Below are 19,417 nucleotides of genomic sequence, written 5' to 3'. Positions count from 1 at the left end.
TCCCGGATGTTCTCTAACGACTGTGTGCGAAGTCGTGCCCACCACTGGGCAGCGAGCGGGAGGGCGCCCACGCAGGGCGGGCGGTGTGTTCGCTCTGGCGCGCTGGGGTTGCGACCGCTGCGACCACCGCTGTCGTACTGACCGCCTCCGCCGTGGCGGCAGCGCCCACGCTGCGCACCAGGTCTGCATGGCGGGCGCGGGTGATGGGGTAGGCCATCAGCAGCGGAATGGCCAGCACCAGGCACAGCGCTGGCAGCAGCCCCGTCATGGCCGTGATGCCCTGCAGCGCCTGGGCCGACTGGGCCACGTTGGGCACATAGCCGGTCAGCTCCAGCATGCCGGCCACCAGCACAGTGGCCAGGGTGCGGGCCAGCTTGTCCACCAGACCATAGAGGCCGTAGTACATGCCGGTCTGGCGTTCGCCCGCTTGCATGTGGCCGTGGTCGATGGTGTCGGGCACCATGGCAAACGGCACGATCCAGTGCGCGCCCATGCCAATGCCCACCACCACCAGGATGCCCGTCACCAGGGCCTGCTGGCCTGGGCCCACCCAGTACAGCGCCACCAGCCCCGCACAGCAGAACACCAGCCCGAGGATGTAGGCCCGGTTTTTCTCCCAGCGGTCCACCACGCGCTTCCAGACGAACAGCGAGACGCCCACCACCGCGAGCAGGATGCCCATGAAGCGTGGCAGGTCGCCCTTGTCGCCCTGCAGCTGGTAGATGACGAAATAAGCGAGCGAGGCCTGCACCAGCGTGAGGCCCAGCCGCACCAGCCCGGCTGCGCTCACGAGCATCACAAACGGGCGGTTGCGCAGCGTGGCCAGCAGGGTGCTGCGTACCGACGCCCAGCCGGGTGTGGCTGCTGGAGGGTTTGGGGCCGCAGGCGATAAGTCGCCGGTGGTGGCGGGCTCGCGCACGCGCCAGGCCACCACGGCCACAGCGACCCCGGCGGCCAGCCCGAAACAGGCGCCTGCCAGTGCGTAGCCCGTGCGTGCATCGGGCGCGGCCCGTACCAGCAGGGGCATGAACACGCTGCCCGCAAAAAACCCCAGCAGGGCACCCATGGATGCAAAAGCCGTGAGGCTGGTGCGCTCGTCGTAGTCCTGCGTCATGTTGGCGGCCATGGCCTGGTAGGGCAGCTGCACCAGCGTCATCACGGTGTCGAACAAGGTGTAGGTGACGGCGATCCACACAAACGCTGCCCAGGGGCTCAGGCCTGGCGGCACCATCCACACGGCGGCAGCCACCACCGCCAGGGGCAGGGCGCCGTAGATCAGGTACACGCGGTGGCGGCCGTGGCGCGAGCGCGTGCGGTCGGTCAGCCAGCCAAACAGCGGGTCGTTGATGGTGTCCCACACCTTGCCCACCAGCAGCGCCGCACCGGCCACGGCCGGAGGCACCAGGGCCACATCGGTGTAGAAGATCATGAGCAGGAAGCTCATGGCCGCAATCAGCATCTGCAGGCCGACGTTGCCCACCGCGTAGCCGAGCTTGGTGCCCAGGCTCAGCCGGATGTGTGGGGTGTGCTGCATGTTCATGGGGGCTGTCATGGGTGCGCGGATGCCATTTCAGCCCGGGGAGCAGTCGCCATCGAGCCCGCCACAGGCTCTGCGCGCGCCGTGTGCGCCGCGCTGCTGCGCGGCGGCATGGCTTCCAGCATCAGGCGCACCTCGCGCCGCAGCATCTTGTTGAGGAAGCTGCGCGGAATTTCGGTGACCAGGCGCACATCGTCGGGCCGCATCTCGGGCGGCAGGTGTTGCACCAGGAACTCCGCCAGGTCGTGCTCCAGGGCCTGGGTGCCCCGGTCGTTGCGCCAGCTCTGCCGCAGGCTGGCCACCAGCACGGCGGCGGTGCCATGCTGCACCAGGCAAGCTTCCTTGACGGCCGGGTGGCAGTGCGCCACTTCCTCGATCTCGCGCGGGTTGAGTGCCTGGCCGTGGCGCACTACGCGGTCGGCGCTGCGACCCAGCACATGCAGGTAGCCGGCGGCGTCGAAATAGCCCAGGTCGCCCATCACCACCCAGCCGTCGCGCAGGGTCTCGCTGGTCTTTTCCGGGTCCAGCCAGTAGCCAACAAACCGCACCGGCGTCTGCACGGTGATCAGGCCCATCTGGCCCAGCGGCAGCGGCGCAAACTGCTCGTCGCGGATGACCACGTCCACGCCCGGCATCACGCGGCCCACGGTGGAGAGGATGTCGTTGCCCAGCGGGTTGCCTTGCGCGTCCACATGCTCATGGGGCAGCAACCAGGTGATGGGGGGCAGGGCCTCCAGGCAGCCGTAGCCCTGCTGGAAGATGGGCCCGAAGCGGCGGATGGCCTCGGCGATCTTGGGCGCGGGCATCATCTCCGAGCCGTAGGGCACATGGGTCAGCGACGACAGGTCGTACTGGCCCAGCGTGGGCTCGTCCAGCAGGTCGATGATGGCCGAGGGCGACAGGAAAGCGCGCGACACGCGGTGCTTCTGGATCAGCCCGGCCAGCGTGGTGGCGCGGAAGTCTTCAGGCATCACCAGCGCCGCACCCGCCAGCAGCGTGGGCAGCACCAGGCCCGAGCCCGGGCCGGTGAGCGGCAGGCCCAGCATGTTCACGTCCGGCCCGTTGGCGGGCGGCTTGAAGTCGATGGCGCGGGAGATCAGGCGCACGCTGTCCAGGTACTTGCGGTTGCTGTAGCCAATGGACTTGGGCAGGCCCGTGGTGCCTGAGGTCATGTGCAGCGCGAACACATCGTCCTCGTGCACGTCGGCCGTTCCCGCAGAGGGGGTCTGCTGCGCCAGGGCGCGCTCGTAGTCATCCCCCAGCGCCAGCACGCGCAGGCCGGGCAGCTGCTCGCGCACGGCCTGCAGGATGGGCGCGCTCAGCAGCGGGTCATGGATGAAGACGGTGGGCTTGACGCGGCCCATGGTCGTGAGCGCTGCCTCGGCCGGCAGGTGCTTGTGAAAGCTGGCAAAGATGGTGCCGTTCTCGAACGTGGCCAGGCGGGTTTCGTACTGCTCTCCGGTCTCGGGCATCCAGGTGAAGACCACGTCCCCTTTTTTTACGCCCTGGGCCTGCATCCAGGCCTGCAGGCGGTACACGCGATCCTGCAACTGCGCATAGGTGAGGGTGCCGCGTCGGTCGATGAGCGCGGGTTTGTGGGGATGCAGGCGGTACGCCAGACGGGCCACGGAGCGCGCGGTGCGCAGGCGGCTGAGCAGAAAGCGCGCCAGCAGGCTGCGCAGGGATGGAAGGGCCACCAGAATCTCCCGAAGACGGCGTGAGTGCGAAGTCCAGGCAGTTTTTCACGCAAGGTCCGGTGGAAAGATCACCATTTGTATGTGTGCGTATCTTTTGGTTTCTGCGGCGGCTGCGCGGTCGTTCTGGGGCCTTGAACGGCCGTTGTGCGCGCTTGTTGCGTCGCCACGGCGCAACAGCCACGGTGGCTGCGCAAGGCCTGGGCAAAGAAAAACCGCCAGGGCTGGATCGCAGCGGCTGGCGGTGGTGTGACGGCCTGTCCCGGGTAAGGGGCGGGCCGGTGGGGCGGGCGAGGGCTTACGGATACAGGCCGCGCATTTCGCGGGCGTGCAGGATGCGCTGGCAGGCCACGATGAAGGTGGCGGTGCGCAGGCTCACCTTGTGCTCTTGCGCCACTTGCCAGATGCCCGCAAAGGCCTCTTGCATGATGCGCACCAGGCGGGCGTTGATCTCGTCCTCGCTCCAGAAGAAGCTGGAAAAATCCTGCACCCACTCAAAGTAGCTCACTGTCACGCCGCCGGCGTTGGCGATCACATCGGGCAGCACCAGCACGCCCTTGTCGTGCAGGATGTCGTCGGCCTCGGTGGTCGTGGGGCCGTTGGCGCCTTCGATCACGAGCTTGGCCTTGATCTGGCCCGCGTTGTCCTTGGTGATCTGGCCTTCCAGCGCGGCAGGGATCAGGATCTCGCAATCCACGCCCCAGAACTCTTCGGCCTTCATCACATCGGCGCCGGCAAAGCCGCCCACGCCACCACGGGTCTTCACATGCGCCAGCAGGGCGGGCACATCCACGCCCTTGCTGTTGAAGATGGTGCCGGTGTGGTCTTGCACCGCCACGACCTTGGCACCCGCTTCGGCAAACAGCTTGGCGGCAATGCCACCCACATTGCCAAAGCCCTGCACGGCCACGCGGGCACCGTCGAGCGCCAGGCCGGTCAGCTTGGCGGCTTCCACGCCCACGGTGAACACGCCACGGCCGGTGGCTTCCACACGGCCCAGCGAGCCGCCCAGGTCCACGGGCTTGCCGGTGACCACGCCGGTGGCGGTGGCGCCCACGTTCATGGAATAGGTGTCCATCATCCAGGCCATGATCTGGCCGTTGGTGTTCACGTCGGGTGCGGGGATGTCTTTGGATGGGCCGATCAGCAGGCCGATTTCGCTGGTGTAGCGGCGCGTCAGGCGCTCCAGTTCACCCATCGAGAGCTTCTTGGGGTCCACGCGGATGCCACCCTTGGCACCGCCGTAGGGCACGTTCACCGCGGCGTTCTTCACCGACATCCAGGCCGACAGGGCCATCACTTCCGACAGCGTCACGTCCTGGTGAAAACGCACGCCACCCTTGCCGGGGCCGCGGCTCAGGTTGTGCTGCACGCGGTAGCCTTCGTAGTGGGCGATGGTGCCGTTGTCCAGCTCGATCGGCACGTCCACGATCAGGATGCGCTTGGGGCGCTTGAGCGTTTCCACCCAACGCGCCAGGCTGCCTAGGTAAGGGGTGACGCGGTCTACCTGCTGCAGGTAGTTGCCCCAGGGGCCGAGGTGGTCGGCCTGCAGGTACGAGGGCAGGGGGTGGGATTGTGCGGCGGGGGCGCCGACGGGGTTTGACATGGTGAATTTCCTTGTGGGATCAGTTCAGGCTGCGAAGCTTATGCCTCGGCCCGGGCACTGTCCAAGGCCGGTGTGTTTGTGGGTTATGCATTTGATGCATAGTTGTGCGCAACCCCGTCCCATGCTGCAGTGCGGCAATCTACCGGCGGGGTAGCGACCCGTGGGCCCGGACCTTGCCCGGCGGCCCGTTGCGCCTAGACTCGGCCAGCCCGGCGCAGAACCAGGCGCTGCACCGGGCACACACCGGACCGCCGGGACCATGAAAAAAGAGAGGGAAATCCCATGAGCGTGACTTACACCGCCTGCCCGCAGTGCCAGGCGCCCAACCACCCTACGGCGCGTTGGTGCGTGAAGTGCGCCCACCCCCTGGAGGCAGAGGCCAACCTCGCCACCCCCGCTGCACCGGCGCCGATGGAGTTTGTGTTCGATGACGACGAGCACCCTGCTGCGGGCCCGGCGCGCCAGCGACCGGCCATGGCCTACGCAGGCGCCGCAGTGGCCCTGCTGGTGGTGGCGGGCGCCGCGGCCTGGTACCTGCTGGGCCGGCCCGATGCCGTGCCGCCCCCGCAGCAGGCCCCGGCCGTCGCAGCCCCCGCCGCAGTGCCCGGCACCGCAGGCACTGCGGAGTCTGCACCTTCCCGCCCCGAGCCGGTGGAGGAAATCATTGAATCCGAACGCGCACGCCTGGCAGCCGCTGCGTCCGCACCAGACAGTGCCGCTGCTGCAGCGTCGTCTGCATCTGCGGCCTCTGCGCCGCCTTTCACGCCTGTCACCGCGCCCCGCGTGGCCGATGCGGCATCGCTGCCTGCCACCGGCAAGCCACGCACAGTGGCACCGGCCGACAACGCACCGTGGCCGCCGCCCGCAGCGCCCGCGCCGTCGCCCGGCGACAGCCTGGCCCGCTTGCGCGGTGCGCTGGCCCAGTGCGCGGCCATGAGCAACGAGCTGTCGCGCGCGAGCTGCCTCACCCGCACACGGCAGAACTTCTGCGGCGACGCCTGGGGCCGCATCCCCGAATGCCCGCCGGGCCAGTGATGGCATGCGCAGCCTGTCTCCGCGCCGCCCGCTGCCGTGTGCGTAGCGGTGCGGAGCCTATTCGATGCGGATCTTCTGCAGCGCCGGGTCGCCCGGGGGGTAGCGCAGGTCAAGGCCGGTGAGCACTTCGCGCACCAGCGTGGCGATCATCAGGTTGCGGTGGGTCTTGGAGTTGGCAGGCACGATGGTCCACGGCGCCCAGGGCGTGTGCGTGGCGGCCAGCAGCATTTCGTAGGCCTTCTGGTACTGGCTCCACTGCTTGCGTGCCTCGATATCGCTCATCGAGAACTTCCAGTGCTTGGCCGGGTCGTCCAGGCGCTCCTGCAGGCGTTCACGCTGCTCGTCAGCGCTGATGTGCAGCATGAACTTGAGCACGATGGTGCCGGTGTGCGTGAGCATGCGCTCGAAGTCGTTGATGTGGCCAAAGCGCTGGTGGTGCTGCTCGGGGGTGATCCATCCGTTCACGGCGGGCACCAGCACGTCCTCGTAGTGGCTGCGGTTGAACACCGTGATCTCGCCCGCGCCGGGCACCTTCTGGTGGATGCGCCATAGGTAGTCGTGGGCACGTTCGGCCTCGGTGGGGGCGCTCCAGCCCACGGCGTGCACGCCCAGCGCGCTCATGCGGCCAAACACACCCCGGATGGTGCCGTCCTTGCCGGCTGTGTCCGTGCCCTGCAGGATCACCAGCAGCTTGTAGCGCTTGTCGGCATAGAACAGGTTCTGCAGCGTGTCCAGCTCCTGCGCAATCGACTCGGTGGCGGCCTTGTCCTTGAGCTTGTCGCCCAGCGAAAACGGCTTGGCCGACGGATCAAAGTCCTTGAGCGCCACCGTGCGGCGGTGTTTGCCGGCCTTGCGCCGCTCGGGCTGGCCGTCGGGCCGCTTCTCGTCGTCGTGCTGCGGCGCGTCCGGCTGCCACTGCGACCAGCGCTGGGCCACGTCTTTGTTGCTGCTGTGAAACGGGTGGTTCATGCGGGCTCCTCGATGGGCCATCGTACGTCAGCAGTGGGGGCGCGGTCTCCCCTTCTACGAAAACATAATGCTATCAAGTTCATAGCTGATTGCGCATGATTCACTAGCGCTTGGAGCAGATTGAGCTTGAAAATTGCCGCGGGAGCCGTTTAGGGACCCTCTGTACAAATCACCGCGCCGTGTGCATCTGCGGCCTCGGGTGGTCTGCGGCGTTGCAAATACTCGCAATAGCTACGGCTATTGCTGCGTTTTGCGCCTTGTAGCCCATCCCGATCCGCAGCGGCCACTTGCCGCTCGATTCGTGCAGAGGATCCCTTAGCGCGCGCCATGTGCCATGCGGTAGGCCAGCGGCGTCTGCCCCGTGGCCTGGCGGAACGCGCGGTGCAGCCCGGCCTCGCTGGCAAAGCCCAGGTCTTCGGCAATGCGCTTGAGCGGCAGCGGCGTGTCGCACAGCGCCTCGCTGGCCTGGCGCAGCTTGATGCGGCGCATCCACAAGGCCGCCGTCAGGCCCGTGTGGGCCTGCACCCGCCGCGCGAGCGTGCGGGGCGAGAGGCCTAGCGCCTGGGCCAGCGCAGGCAGTCGCAGATCGGCGGCGGGGCTGCGCTGCACCCACAGCATGGCGCGGCGCAGGTCGGCGTCGGCCAGCGTCATCAGGTCATGCCCGGCAAATGCGGGGTGCGCCGTGCGGGGGCGGGGCAGCATCAGCAGCTCCTGCAGGTCGGTCAATGCCTGGGGCGGCAGGCGGGCGGCCAGCGCGTGCAGCATCAGCGGCAGATAGCCGTTGGCCCCGGCGGCCGTGGTGGCGGTGGGGCCAGCCACCAGCGGCTCGTCAAAGCGCCAGTCCACCGGCGCAAATTGCTGCTCTAGCGCCGCACGCAACCACCAGGTGGCCGTGGCGCCCTGGCCGCGCAGCCGCCCGCTGGCAGCCGCCAGCACCACGCCAGCACAGTAGCTCCACACCTGCGTGCGCCGGGGCAGCGCGCGCAAGGCCTGTACCACCGGAGCCAGCTGCAGCAGCGGCCCCTGCAGCTGGTCGGGCGACGAGAGCCACAGGCCCGGCATCAGCACCACATCGGCCTCGGCATGCTGCAGCGCCACGGTGGGGGCCAGCGCGGGGCCTTGCCAGGTGGGCACGGGCGACAGGTCCACCCCCGTCCAGCAGATGTCCATCACGCTGGCCTGCGCGCGCAGGTTGGCGGCGCGTGCCATGTCCGCCGCCGCAAACAGGCCGGCGGGCATGCAGCCCGGGTAGAGCAGCAGCGCCACGCGCAAAGGCGGCTGGTGTGGAGAGGGTGGCGAAACCATGGGTGGCACAAAAAGGCAAGAAATTGTCAATCTGCGCCATTTTCGGGGGAGGCCTGCTTTTCAACAATGGCAACACCCCTTCCCACTGAAAGCACCCCATGCTCATCACCCAATTGCGCAACGCCACCGTTCTGCTCGAGTTTCAGCACGCGGGTCGCCCCGTCGGCCTGCTGGTGGACCCCATGCTCGCGCCCCGGGGCAGCCTGCCCGCGCTGCGCTACCTGGGCACCCGGCGCCAGCGCAACCCTCTGGTGGACTTGCCCGCCGAGGCCGACGCGGCGCTGCAGCGCGTGACCCACGCGCTCATCACCCATTGCCAGCGTGGGCACTTTGACCACCTGGACCGCGCGGGTAAGCAATTTTTGCGGGAGCGCCAGATTCCCGTCCTGTGCATGCCACACGACGCCGCATACCTGGCGCAGCGTGGGCTGCAGGTGCTGCCGCTGGCGGGCGAGGGCCGCCAGCCCTTTGCGCTGGGCGGACAGGTCACGCCCGTGGCTTGCACCCACGGCCGGGGCTGGGTGGCGCGCTTCATGGAGCACGGCCACGGCTACCTGCTGGAGCTGCCGGGCGAGCCCAGCGTGTACCTGGCCGGCGACACGGTGCTGACGCCCCCAGTGCGCGACTGCCTGCAGCGCCTGCAGCCCGGTGTGGCTGTACTGCCCGCCGGTGGCGCCCGGTTTGACCTGGGCACGGACATCCTGATGGACGCCGCCGAGGTCGCACAGGCGGCCGCACTGATGACTGGCGCCGTGGTGGTCAACCACCTGGAGGCCCTGGACCACTGCCCCACCACCCGTGCCCAGGTGCGCGCCCTGGCGCGGCGCGGCGGGTGGGCGCACCGCCTGTGGGTGCCCGAGGACGGCGAGTGCCGCGAATACCCCGGACCCTTTGTCCAAAGAATTGCTATGAATTTGATAGCTGCAACGACATGATCGACTAGCGCTACCGCCCAAAAGGGCCATAAATCACGCCAGCTCGGTCTCCAGCGCCCGCTGGTCCCGCATCAGCGCCACAAACCGCGCAGCGCCCAGGCCCAACGGCCGCTCCTTGGACCACACCACGTCCACCCACAGCGCGGTGCCGTTGCTCAGGTTCTCGAACGGCATTTCCACCAGCCGCCCTGCCTCGATGCGTGATTGCACCAGCGCGCGCGGCTGCCAGCCCCAGCCCAGGCCGGCTTCGATGAGGCCCAGTGCGGCCAGGTGGTTGTCGGTGCGCCAGTGGTGGCGGGCAAACACAAAGCGCGGGTCGGTCTGCGCCAGGTCGCGGCTGGCCACCACGATCTGGCGCGTGGTGGTCAGGTGCTCCTCGCGCAGCATGGCGTCTTCTGATGGTGCGCCGCGCGCTTGGGCGGCAGCACGGGCGGCCACCAGCACCGGGTGCTGCGGCGCCATCACCGCCACCAGGGTTTCGGTGCCCACCTCCTGAAAGCCCTCGCGCCCGTCGATGCTGGGCCGCTCGAACACCAGCGCCAGCTGCGCGCGGCCGCTGTGCAGCAGCGCCAGCGCATCCACCTGCGGCGCGGCCAGCACCTCGATCTGCAGCAGCGGGTGTTCTTGCGCCAATGCAGCCAGCGCCTCCGTCCAGCGCGAGGCCAGCAGCTCGGGCGCAATGGCCAGCGTGAGCCGCTCCTCCAGCCCCTGGGTGAGCGCCAGCGCCTGGGCGTTGAGCTGCTGCAGCTGTCCCGCCAGCAGCCGCGCCTGGGGCTCCAGCGCGCGGGCGGCGGCGGTGGGGCGGGGCTCGCGTCCGCTGCGGTCAAACAGCTGCACATCCAACTCGGCCTCCAAGTGGGCAATGGTCATGCTCACGGCCGACGGCACACGCGACAAGGCCCGCGCGGCGGCCGAGAACGAGCCGTGGTCGAGCACGGTCAGAAACACCTGCACGCTGTCAGAGTTGAAGGCCATGGCGGTTTGATCTGTCAAGAAAACTGAAACAAGCTGACTTTATGTGTCAGTACGGCGAATATAAAGTACTGGCCATGGACAAGACACCCACTCTTTTTGGCTTGCAAGGCGTCAAGCGCCGCGTGATTTACGTGACCCTGTACGAGCTGATCGCCATCGGCGCCGCCACGGTGGGCCTGGCGCTGCTCACGGGCCAGGGCGCGGGGCATTCGAGCGTGGTGGCGGTGGCGGCCTCGGTGATCGCCATCGTCTGGAACATCGTCTTCAACTGGGCGTTCGAGCGCTGGGAGGCACGCCAGCCCGTGCGCGGGCGCAGCGTGGCGCGGCGCGTGGCGCACGCCATCGGGTTTGAGGGCGGCCTGGTGTTCACACTGGTGCCGCTGTTTGCCTGGTGGTTTGGCGTGAGCCTGTGGCACGCGTTTGTGATGGACCTGGGACTCATCGTGTTCTTCCTTTGCTACACCTTTGTCTTCAACTGGGTGTTTGACCACCTGTTCGGCCTGCCCGCATCGGCCATGGCGGCGGCGTAACAGGGGCCCAGGAGTCTGCGCGACAGAGGGGGCATCGGATGCAACGCGCGATAAGCCGGTCCCGAGCGGCACTACCTCCTGCGCCCAGGGACCCCCCTGGGCTTCTCGGTAGCTCCACGCGATCCTCGGTTTTCGCACGTTTCGCTTCGATGCCCTCTGCCGCGCAGACTCCCAGCGCGCGCTTCTTCAAACAATGTCAACCGCCGTGCAGCGGCCCTCATAGGCGCTCAGCGGCCACCCATAATCGGCCCCATGCGAGGGCCGTTTTTATTGCTGCTGCGGGGTTTGCGGGGTCGCTGGGCCGGTGTGGCGGCCTGCTGCGTGCTGGCAGGCTGCACCAGCAACGCTCCCACGCCGCGCGGCGAGGTGAAGGGTGCGCCCACCCATGCCGCCGAACTGGCCCAGTCCGACGCCAACCGCATGGCCACCCTGGCCATGCAGGAGAACCTGGACGGCCTGCTGCGCCTGGCCGACAAGCTCTACCGCCGCAACCCCGCCGAATGGCGCAAGGGCAGCGCCACCAGCCGCGAACAGGCGCTGGAGCAGCTGCGCACCGCCGTGCTGCAGCGCCAGCCCTGGGCCCCACTGCAGGGCCGCCGCGACATTGCCGCCATGGCGCTTGCCCTGGCGCCCGAGTTCGCGGGCGACCGCGTGGCGGCCTTCATTTACGCCACGGCCGACATGATCATCACGGCCCACGGCGGCAAGACCGAGTTCTTCTTGCTCGACGGCATGGATGCCCAGCACCTCTACAACGCCGCGCGCAACGTCGAGACCGCCGTGTGGCTGCTGGCGCAGCGCCGCAACGCCCAAGGCCAGCCCCTGCTGCTGGCCGACGAGATCGGCCAGCAGGGCCGCAACCTGAGCTTCGAGCGCGAGTTCGGCAAGATCATCGCGCCGCTGGACCTGCTGGCCGCGTTCACCACCGAAAAGTACCGCCGCGCTGCCATCAGTTACGTGCAGGGCATTGTGGGCGGCACCTTTTTGCAATTCCTGCCTGTGCGCTGATGCGGCGAACGCCAGCTCGTATCACCCGGTAAAATCCGCATCTGCCCAAGGAGCGTTGCAGCGGCCTCTCACCACGACGGGGCCGTCAGGCTTGGGTACCCAAAAGCTATTCAAGCCCCACCGCAACGACGCTCACCTGTTTTTCTGCTGCCCCTGCACAGGTGAGTCCTATGTCCGCGTCTGCCCCGTCCCTGCCCCCCATGAAGCTGTCCGGCCTGGAGCCCGTCTCCATCGGTGAGGGCACGCTGTTCGTCAACATCGGCGAACGCACCAACGTCACCGGCTCCAAGGCGTTCGCGCGCATGATCTTGAACGGCCAGTACGAAGAGGCCCTGGCCGTGGCGCGCCAGCAGGTAGAGAACGGCGCTCAGGTCATCGACATCAACATGGACGAGGCCATGCTCGACAGCAAGGCGGCCATGGTGCGCTTTTTGCAGCTCATCGCGTCCGAGCCCGACATCGCGCGCGTGCCCATCATGGTGGACTCCTCCAAGTGGGAGGTGATCGAAGCCGGTCTGCGCTGCATCCAGGGCAAGGGCATCGTCAACTCCATCAGCATGAAAGAGGGCGTGGAGAAGTTCAAGCACGAGGCGCGCCTGGTCAAGCGCTATGGCGCTGCGGCCGTGGTGATGGCGTTTGACGAAGTGGGCCAGGCCGACACCTACGCGCGCAAGATCGAGATCTGCGAACGTGCCTACCGCGTGCTAGTCGATGAAGTGGGCTTCCCACCCGAGGACATCATCTTCGACCCCAACATCTTTGCGGTGGCCACCGGTATCGAGGAGCACAACAACTACGCGGTCGACTTCATCGAGGCCGTGCGTTGGATCAAGCAGAACCTGCCGGGCGCCAAGGTGTCGGGCGGTGTGTCGAATGTGTCGTTCAGCTTCCGCGGCAACGACCCGGTGCGCGAGGCCATCCACACGGTGTTCCTGTACCACGCCATCCAGGCGGGCATGGACATGGGCATCGTCAACGCGGGCATGGTGGGCGTGTACGACGACCTGGAGCCCGTGCTGCGTGAGCGTGTGGAAGACGTGGTGCTCAACCGCCGCCCCGACGCGGGCGAGCGCCTGGTGGAGATCGCCGAAACCGCCAAGAGCGGCGCCAAGGACGAGAGCAAGAAGCTCGAATGGCGCGGCACGCCGGATAACCCCAAGACCGTGGGCGAACGCTTGAGCCACGCCCTGGTGCATGGCATCACCGACTTCATCACCGAAGACACTGAAGAGGCCTACCGCGCCATCCTGGCCAAGGGCGGCCGCCCGCTGCACGTGATCGAAGGCCCGCTCATGGACGGCATGAACGTGGTGGGCGACCTGTTCGGCGCGGGCAAGATGTTCCTGCCCCAGGTGGTGAAAAGCGCGCGCGTGATGAAGCAGGCCGTGGCCCACCTGATCCCCTACATCGAAGAAGAAAAGCGCCAGGACGAACTGGCCGGGCGCGATGTGCGCAGCAAGGGCAAGATCATCATCGCCACCGTGAAAGGCGACGTGCACGACATCGGCAAGAACATCGTCACCGTGGTCCTGCAGTGCAACAACTTTGAGGTGGTGAACATGGGCGTGATGGTGCCCTGCCACGAGATTTTGGCGCGCGCCAAGGTCGAGGGGGCCGACATCGTGGGCCTGTCGGGCCTGATCACCCCCAGCCTCGAAGAGATGCAGTACGTGGCCGGCGAGATGCAGAAGGACGACCACTTCCGCATCAAGAAGATACCGCTGCTCATCGGCGGCGCCACCACCAGCCGCGTGCACACCGCCGTCAAGATCGCTCCGCATTACGAAGGCCCCGTGGTCTACGTGCCCGATGCGTCTCGCAGCGTGAGCGTGGCGCAAAGCCTGCTGGGCGACGGCGTGCAGAGCTACGTGGATGAGCTGAACGCCGACTACGACAAGGTGCGCACCCAGCACGCCAACAAAAAGGCCACGCCCCTGTGGCCCTTGGCCAAGATCCGCGCCAACAAGACGCCCGTGGACTGGTCGGCCTACCAGCCCGCTGTGCCCCGCGCGCTGGGCCGCCGCGTGTTCAAGAACTTCGACCTGGCCGAGCTGGCCAAGTACATCGACTGGGGCCCGTTCTTCCAGACCTGGGACCTGGCCGGCCCGTACCCCGCCATCCTCACCGACGAGATCGTGGGCGTGGAAGCCACGCGCGTGTTTGCCGATGGGCAGGCCATGCTCAAGAAGATCATCGAAGGCCGGTGGCTCACGGCCAGCGGCGTGATGGCCCTGCTGCCCGCCAACAGCGTGAACGATGACGACATCGAGTTCTACACCGACGACACCCGCACCGAAGTGGCCATGACCTGGTACGGCCTGCGCCAGCAGGCCGAAAAGCACACCATCGACGGCGTGACCCGCCCCAGCCGCTGCCTGGCCGACTTTGTGGCGCCCAAGTCCAGCGGCATTGCCGACTACGCCGGTATGTTTGCCGTGACGGCGGGCCTGGGCATCGAGAAGAAAGAAAAGGCCTTCATCGACGCGCTGGACGACTACTCCGCCATCATGTTCAAGAGCCTGGCCGACCGCCTGGCCGAAGCCTTTGCCGAAGCCCTGCACCACCGCGTGCGCACCGACCTGTGGGGCTACGCTGCCGGTGAAGCGCTGAGTAACGACGACATGATTGCCGAGAAGTACCAGGGCATCCGCCCCGCGCCCGGCTACCCCGCCTGCCCCGACCACAGCGCCAAGACCGACCTGTTCCGCGTGCTGCAGGCTGGCGAGATCGGCATGTCGCTCACCGAAAGCCTGGCCATGATGCCCGCCGCCAGCGTGAGCGGCTTCTACATCGGCCACCCCGACAGCGTGTACTTCAACGTCGGCAAGATTGGCGAAGACCAACTGCACGACATGGCCCAGCGCCGGGGCATGGACGAGAAGGTGCTGGAGCGGCTGCTGGCGCCGAACCTGTGATGCTATGAATTGAATAGCTTCCAGAGCTTGTTCGATAAGCGCTGGAAGCCTGTTTGATTCAAATGTCCCGGCCCATCAGCCCTTATAGCCAGGCAGCTTCGCGATCACCTTGATCTCGAACTGGAACCCGTACAGCCAGGTCACTCCGATGCCGGTGAGCGTGGGGTAGGGCGCCTCGCCCCAGAACTCGGGCACGACGCCCCAGACGGTCTCGAAGTTCGCCTCCGGGTTGACCACGAACATCGTCACGTCCACCACGTCATCAAACGTGCAGCCTGCAGCGTGCAGCACGGCGTTGAGGTTGCTGAACGCCAGGCGCACCTGGGCTTTCAGGTCGGGCTCGGGCGAGCCGTCCTCGCGGCTGCCCACCTGGCCCGAGACAAACAAGAAGCCGTTGGCGCGCACGGCGGGCGAATAGCGGTTGCGCTCGTACAGCGCCTGGCGGCCTGCGGGGAAGACAACATCACGGTGGGGCATGGGATTCCTTTCGTTCTGCAGGGCAGATGATTGCGATGAAGGCACTGTAGAAGCGCGCGTTGTTTCGATAAACCGGCTAATCTGCGCACCACTGTTCCTGATCGCCAAACAATGGCGGGCATGCAGCCCCCTCGGCACGCCTCAACTACCTGTACGCCATGGACCGTTTTGACGCCCTGCAGGCCTTTGCCCGCGTTGTGGAATCCGGCAGCTTCACCAAAGCTGCGCTCACCCTGCACCTGAGCCGCACCACCGTCACGCAACTGGTGCAGCAGCTCGAAGCGCGCCTGCGCGTGAAGCTCCTGCACCGCACCACCCGGCGCGTGCAGGTCACGCCCGATGGTGCTGCCTACTACGAGCGCGTGGTGCGCCTGCTGGCCGACCTGGACGATGCCGATGCCAGCGTTTCCACCGCCGCCGCCGCGCCCCGGGGCCGCCTGCGGGTGGACGTGCCCAGCCCCCTTGCGCGCCTGGTCCTCATCCCCGCGCTGCCCGCGTTCCACGCGCAGTACCCCGACATCCTCCTGCACATGGGCGTGAGCGACCGCCCAGTGGACATGGTGGGCGACAACGTGGACTGCGTGGTGCGCGGCGGCGCCCTCACCAACCCGGCGCTCGTCGCACGCCATGTGGGCGACCTGCAATTGCGCGTGTACGCCGCCCCCAGCTACCTGCAGCGCGCGGGCACGCCCGAGCACCCGCAGGCGCTGGAAGGACCTCATCATCGCACCGTGGGTTTTCTGTGGGCGCGCACCGGCCAGCCTCTGCCTTTCGAGATGCGCCGCGGCACCGAACATGTGCACGCCCAGGGCCACGACATCTGCGCTGTGGACGACGGCAACGCCTACCTGGCCGCAGGCCTGGCGGGCCTGGGCGTGCTCTGGCTGCCCGACTACATGGCCCGCCCCCACGTGGCCACAGGCGAGCTGGTGCCCCTGCTGCAGGACTGGACGCTGGAGCCGATGCCGCTGTACGTGGCCTACCCACCTCAACGGCATGTGAGCGCCAAGGTGCGGGTGTTCATTGAATGGGTGGCGGGGTTGATGGCGCTGCATGCGCCGGTGATGGGGCGCAGCAGGTAAGTGCTATTGAATAAATAGCTAAGAGAGATTGCTGGACAGGCGCAAGGCAGGGTTTTGAGTCAAAAATTCACCACACCAAGTGAAAAATCTGCGGCACCGCCATCACCCACGTCACCCACGCCACGCCGCCTCAATTGCCGCCACGTCAATCTTGCGCATGCCCATCATCGCTTCAAAGGCCCGCTTGGCTGCCGCGCGGTCCGGGTCGTTGATGGCCTGCGTCAGCACCCGTGGCGTAATTTGCCACGACAGCCCCCACCGGTCCTTGCACCAGCCGCAGGCGCTCTCCTGCCCGCCGTTCCCCACAATCGCGTTCCACAGCCGGTCGGTTTCAGCCTGATCGTCCGTCGCGATCTGGAACGAAAACGCCTCGCTGTGCGTGAAGGCCGGGCCGCCATTCAGCCCCAGGCATGGGATGCCCAGCACCGTGAACTCCACCGTCAGTACGTCACCCTGCTGGCCTGCGGGGTAGTCGCCGGGCGCATGCATCACCCGCCCCACGGCGCTGTCGGGAAAGGTGGCTGCGTAGAACGTCGCCGCCTCCAGTGCCGTGCCGTTGAACCAGAGGCAGAGGGTGGTTTTGGGGGACATGGGGTGCTCCTGTTGGGAACCGGAGGATGATCGGGCTGAGCGGGATGGAGCCGAGATTTTGGCAGTTTGTGCGGTGTCGAATAGCTCTTTGAGATTGGGATGGAATGGGCCCGAAGCCGACGGTGGGCTTTGGTTCCCCAAAGCGGTCTGTGATTCAGGTTGCCTTGTAAATCAACCGCAACTGAGAGTTACTATAAAAATGCGTCAATGAACAACCCCGATTACCGCGCGGCTGTCTTCGCAGCAACAGCCAACGATTACGCTGCTGCCAGAGTAGGCTTTGAGAAGCTCATCGCTCAATCGCGAGATGCAGGCGACAACGAATCTTTGGGGTTCCTGCTACACAACCTTGGCGAAGTGGAGGCTCGTGCTGGTTACCCTGACAAAGCACACCAGCTGTACCGAGAAGCGGCTTTGCTTGATCCGTTTAGTCCGCAACCACTGCTCTTCTATGCACAGAGTTTGATCAAGGCATTTGCAGCGCCAAATTTAGTTGAGAGCGTGCTTCAAGAAGCTGAGCAACGTCTAAATTCACCGGCCTTTGACATTCAGCAAGAGCTTCCACGCTCCTACTACGTGCGCCAGTTTGAGCTGCTTCGCGAAGAGCTACGCCGTGCGGCGCCGGCCCCCTGAGCATCAATTGCTGAGTGAATGCTTATCCGTGATGCAACCGACGGCTCTTGGCCGTTGTCTGCCGTTGGTTGTCTGAACCGATAGGCCTTTAACCGTGCTTGGAGCCGCAAATTGTCTTGCCCTTCAGCGCGACCCCGTCCCACCCGCACTCTCCGCCATCTCCAACTGCATCATCACCATGTTGACCAGCGTGTGCACCGAAGGCCGCCCGGTTTCGATCACGTAGTGGGCGGTCTCGCGGTACAGGTGATCGCGCTGGGCGTAGAGGTCGCGCAGCTTGTCCATGGGGTTGCCGCCTTGCAGCAGGGGGCGGGTCTTGTCGTGTTTGACGCGCTTGAAGATTTCTTCGGGCGAGGCGCGCAGGTACAGCACGTTGCCGAACTGGCGCAGCACCTCGCGGTTCTCGGGGCGCAGCACGGCGCCGCCGCCGGTGGACAGCACCATGCCGCCGGGCTGCTGGGCCACGTCGGCCAGCACCTGGGATTCGATGTCGCGAAAGCGGGCTTCGCCTTCGGCCTCGAAGAAGCTGCGGATGGTGGTGCCCAGGGTCTGTTCCAGCCGGTGGTCCAGGTCGATGAAGGGCACACCCGCCCGGTGGGCCAGTTGCCGGCCAACGGTGGATTTTCCCGAGCCGGGCATGCCGACCAGTGCGCAGCGAATCTGCATAGGTTCAAGAAAGAGATCTGGGGGACGGGTTTGCCAGCGGGTATGGGAGGCCACTGCGTGCCGTGACTGGACGCCGAGTGTAAGCCGGGACCTCTGTTGCCATGCGCAGCGGTTGGAACTGGCGCTCCCCCCGCCAGAGACGCCGAGCAAGGGCCGCCCCGCAGCGAGGGCGTTGTCCCCATGCCCGCGCGCAGCGCGAGAGCGGGGGTGAAGGAGCAAAGCTCCTCAGGGGGGTGTCTTATTGAAGAGCGGCATACACCAGCGCCGGGTACAGCTCGCACAGGTACCGCAGCTGGCCGGGCGCCTGCGTGAGCAGGATGGCGAACAGGTCTTCCGCGGGGTCCACAAAAAAGAAGGTGCCGCCCAGGCCGCTCCAGCTGTAGTGCCCGGCCGATCCGGGGCGCGTGGCCTGGCCGGTGGCGGTGCGCACGGCCACGCCCAGGCCAAAGCCGTAGCCGGTGGGCAGGATGTCACCCGCCACGGGCAGGGCGCCCAGGTGGTCGGCGGTCATGAAGTCCACCGTGGCGCGGCCCAGCAAGCGCACCGGGCAATCGGGCCCGGGGGCGGTGCCCCGGCCCAGCATGAGCTGCAAGAAGCGCGCGTAGTCGCTGGCGGTGGACACCAGCCCGCCACCGGCCGATTCGAACACGGGCGGCGCGGTCACGTCGATCAGTGGCATGCCGATGCCGGTCTGCGGGTCGCGCTCAAAGGCCTCGGCCAAGCGGTGCTGCTGCGCGGGAGGCACCGAAAAGCCCGTGTCGTGCATGCCCAGCGGGCCAAACACGCGGCGCTGCAGGATGGCGCCCAGGCTTTCGCCCTCAATCACCTCCAGCACCGCGCCCAGCACGTCGGTGGCGCGGCTGTATTCCCAGCGGGTGCCGGGCTGGTGGACCAGGGGCAGGGGGCCCAGCGCCGCGACCAGATCCGCATTGCTATGGCGGCGCGAGCCGACGCGGGCGGCGCGGTAGGCGTCGGGCACCGTACCAGCCTCCCACGCGTAGCTCAGGCCGGCGGTGTGGCGCAGCAGGTCGTGCACCGTGGCCTCGCGCTGCACGGGGGCGGTGGTGCCGGTGGTTTCGTCGTACACGCGCTGGCCAGCAAACGCGGGCAGGTAGTGCGACACGGGGTGCGACAGCAGCAGGCGGCCTTCTTCCATGAGCATCATCGCCACCAGCGAGGCGATGGGCTTGGTCATGGAGTAGATGCGGAACACCGTGTCGGGCGCCATCGCGGGCACCGCCGACTCGGCGCTGGGCGGGCGCTGGTGGCCCACCGCCGTGTGCAGCACGGTGTGGCCCTGGTGATGGACCAGGGCCACGGCACCGGGTAGCAGGCCCTGGTCCACATGGGTTTGCAGCACGGAGCGCAGGCGGGCGATGGCAGAGGGGTTCATGGCAGATGGAGGCGGGTTTTGAGGCAATTTGGGCCGGTAGCGCTAGTGCATATTGCGCTGGCAGCT

General features: G+C 67.1%; 17 protein-coding genes and 1 riboswitch. Of the genes, 7 read left to right on the top strand and 10 right to left on the bottom strand.

Going from position 1 to position 19,417, the window contains the following annotated elements:
* Positions 1-13: 13 nt before the first annotated feature.
* The 3 genes from CLU87_RS20080 to CLU87_RS20070 all read right to left on the bottom strand — a co-directional run bounded on the left by CLU87_RS20080 (position 14) and on the right by CLU87_RS20070 (position 4,837).
* The gene (locus CLU87_RS20080) at positions 14-1,540 is read right to left on the bottom strand and encodes an MFS transporter (protein WP_099731574.1); all 1,527 of its coding nucleotides are present in this window, start codon (positions 1,538-1,540) and stop codon (positions 14-16) included.
* A gap of 8 nt (positions 1,541-1,548) precedes the next feature.
* On the bottom strand, positions 1,549-3,234 hold the full coding sequence (locus CLU87_RS20075) for a class I adenylate-forming enzyme family protein (protein ID WP_099731573.1): 1,686 nt from the start codon (positions 3,232-3,234) through the stop codon (positions 1,549-1,551).
* A 295-nt stretch (positions 3,235-3,529) separates the two neighbouring features.
* Complete coding sequence (locus CLU87_RS20070; RefSeq protein ID WP_056057120.1) at positions 3,530-4,837, bottom strand: Glu/Leu/Phe/Val dehydrogenase; 1,308 nt, start codon at positions 4,835-4,837, stop codon at positions 3,530-3,532.
* 282 nt (positions 4,838-5,119) lie between these two features.
* On the opposite strand from CLU87_RS20070, the gene CLU87_RS20065 reads away from it, so the two are divergent.
* A complete protein-coding gene (locus tag CLU87_RS20065) occupies positions 5,120-5,872 on the top strand; it encodes a hypothetical protein (protein WP_099731572.1) in 753 nt (250 codons plus the stop codon).
* A gap of 57 nt (positions 5,873-5,929) precedes the next feature.
* Here CLU87_RS20065 and CLU87_RS20060 read toward each other — a convergent pair whose 3' ends face one another.
* Positions 5,930-6,841 carry a PPK2 family polyphosphate kinase gene (locus CLU87_RS20060; RefSeq protein WP_099731571.1) on the bottom strand — a complete coding sequence of 304 codons (912 nt, stop codon included), beginning with the start codon at positions 6,839-6,841 and terminating at the stop codon, positions 5,930-5,932.
* Between the two features lie 315 nt (positions 6,842-7,156).
* Positions 7,157-8,146, bottom strand: a complete 990-nt coding sequence (locus CLU87_RS20050; protein WP_199170852.1) for a GlxA family transcriptional regulator — start codon at positions 8,144-8,146, stop codon at positions 7,157-7,159.
* Positions 8,147-8,244: 98 nt separating this feature from the next.
* Here CLU87_RS20050 and CLU87_RS20045 point away from each other — a divergent pair, with 98 nt between their 5' ends.
* Positions 8,245-9,081: an MBL fold metallo-hydrolase gene (locus tag CLU87_RS20045; RefSeq protein WP_099731569.1), complete on the top strand. Its 837-nt coding sequence runs from the start codon at positions 8,245-8,247 to the stop codon at positions 9,079-9,081.
* A 33-nt stretch (positions 9,082-9,114) separates the two neighbouring features.
* Here the strand turns inward: CLU87_RS20045 and CLU87_RS20040 are convergent, their stop codons facing one another.
* Complete coding sequence (locus CLU87_RS20040) at positions 9,115-10,056, bottom strand: LysR family transcriptional regulator (RefSeq protein WP_099731568.1); 942 nt, start codon at positions 10,054-10,056, stop codon at positions 9,115-9,117.
* Positions 10,057-10,130: 74 nt separating this feature from the next.
* On the opposite strand from CLU87_RS20040, the gene CLU87_RS20035 reads away from it, so the two are divergent.
* From CLU87_RS20035 to metH, 3 genes are all read left to right on the top strand, one after another.
* Positions 10,131-10,586: a PACE efflux transporter gene (locus CLU87_RS20035; RefSeq protein ID WP_099732264.1), complete on the top strand. Its 456-nt coding sequence runs from the start codon at positions 10,131-10,133 to the stop codon at positions 10,584-10,586.
* Between the two features lie 252 nt (positions 10,587-10,838).
* Positions 10,839-11,594 (top strand): hypothetical protein, encoded by a 756-nt coding sequence (locus CLU87_RS20030; RefSeq protein WP_099731567.1) that lies wholly within the window; start codon positions 10,839-10,841, stop codon positions 11,592-11,594.
* Between the two features lie 41 nt (positions 11,595-11,635).
* A riboswitch (S-adenosyl-L-homocysteine riboswitch) is annotated at positions 11,636-11,735 on the top strand.
* Between the two features lie 20 nt (positions 11,736-11,755).
* Positions 11,756-14,509, top strand: a complete 2,754-nt coding sequence (gene metH / locus CLU87_RS20025) for a methionine synthase (RefSeq protein WP_255409870.1) — start codon at positions 11,756-11,758, stop codon at positions 14,507-14,509.
* Between the two features lie 75 nt (positions 14,510-14,584).
* Here metH and CLU87_RS20020 read toward each other — a convergent pair whose 3' ends face one another.
* Positions 14,585-14,986 (bottom strand): RidA family protein, encoded by a 402-nt coding sequence (locus CLU87_RS20020; protein ID WP_056742291.1) that lies wholly within the window; start codon positions 14,984-14,986, stop codon positions 14,585-14,587.
* A 158-nt stretch (positions 14,987-15,144) separates the two neighbouring features.
* Between CLU87_RS20020 and CLU87_RS20015 the strand changes: the two genes are divergently transcribed.
* A complete protein-coding gene (locus CLU87_RS20015; protein ID WP_056742290.1) occupies positions 15,145-16,068 on the top strand; it encodes a LysR family transcriptional regulator in 924 nt (307 codons plus the stop codon).
* 111 nt (positions 16,069-16,179) lie between these two features.
* On the opposite strand, the gene CLU87_RS20010 is transcribed toward CLU87_RS20015, so the two are convergent.
* Positions 16,180-16,659: a VOC family protein gene (locus CLU87_RS20010; protein WP_099731565.1), complete on the bottom strand. Its 480-nt coding sequence runs from the start codon at positions 16,657-16,659 to the stop codon at positions 16,180-16,182.
* 207 nt (positions 16,660-16,866) lie between these two features.
* On the opposite strand from CLU87_RS20010, the gene CLU87_RS23210 reads away from it, so the two are divergent.
* Positions 16,867-17,292: a hypothetical protein gene (locus CLU87_RS23210; RefSeq protein ID WP_143227305.1), complete on the top strand. Its 426-nt coding sequence runs from the start codon at positions 16,867-16,869 to the stop codon at positions 17,290-17,292.
* A 123-nt stretch (positions 17,293-17,415) separates the two neighbouring features.
* Here CLU87_RS23210 and CLU87_RS20005 read toward each other — a convergent pair whose 3' ends face one another.
* Positions 17,416-17,958 (bottom strand): shikimate kinase, encoded by a 543-nt coding sequence (locus CLU87_RS20005; protein ID WP_099731564.1) that lies wholly within the window; start codon positions 17,956-17,958, stop codon positions 17,416-17,418.
* Between the two features lie 238 nt (positions 17,959-18,196).
* A complete protein-coding gene (locus tag CLU87_RS20000; RefSeq protein WP_099731563.1) occupies positions 18,197-19,351 on the bottom strand; it encodes a serine hydrolase in 1,155 nt (384 codons plus the stop codon).
* Between the last annotated feature and the right edge of the window lie 66 nt (positions 19,352-19,417).

Origin of the sequence: Acidovorax sp. 59 (assembly GCF_002754175.1) — a bacterium.
Classification (GTDB): Bacteria; Pseudomonadota; Gammaproteobacteria; order Burkholderiales; family Burkholderiaceae_C; genus Acidovorax; species Acidovorax delafieldii.
This window is presented reverse-complemented; position numbering and strand designations above follow the sequence as displayed.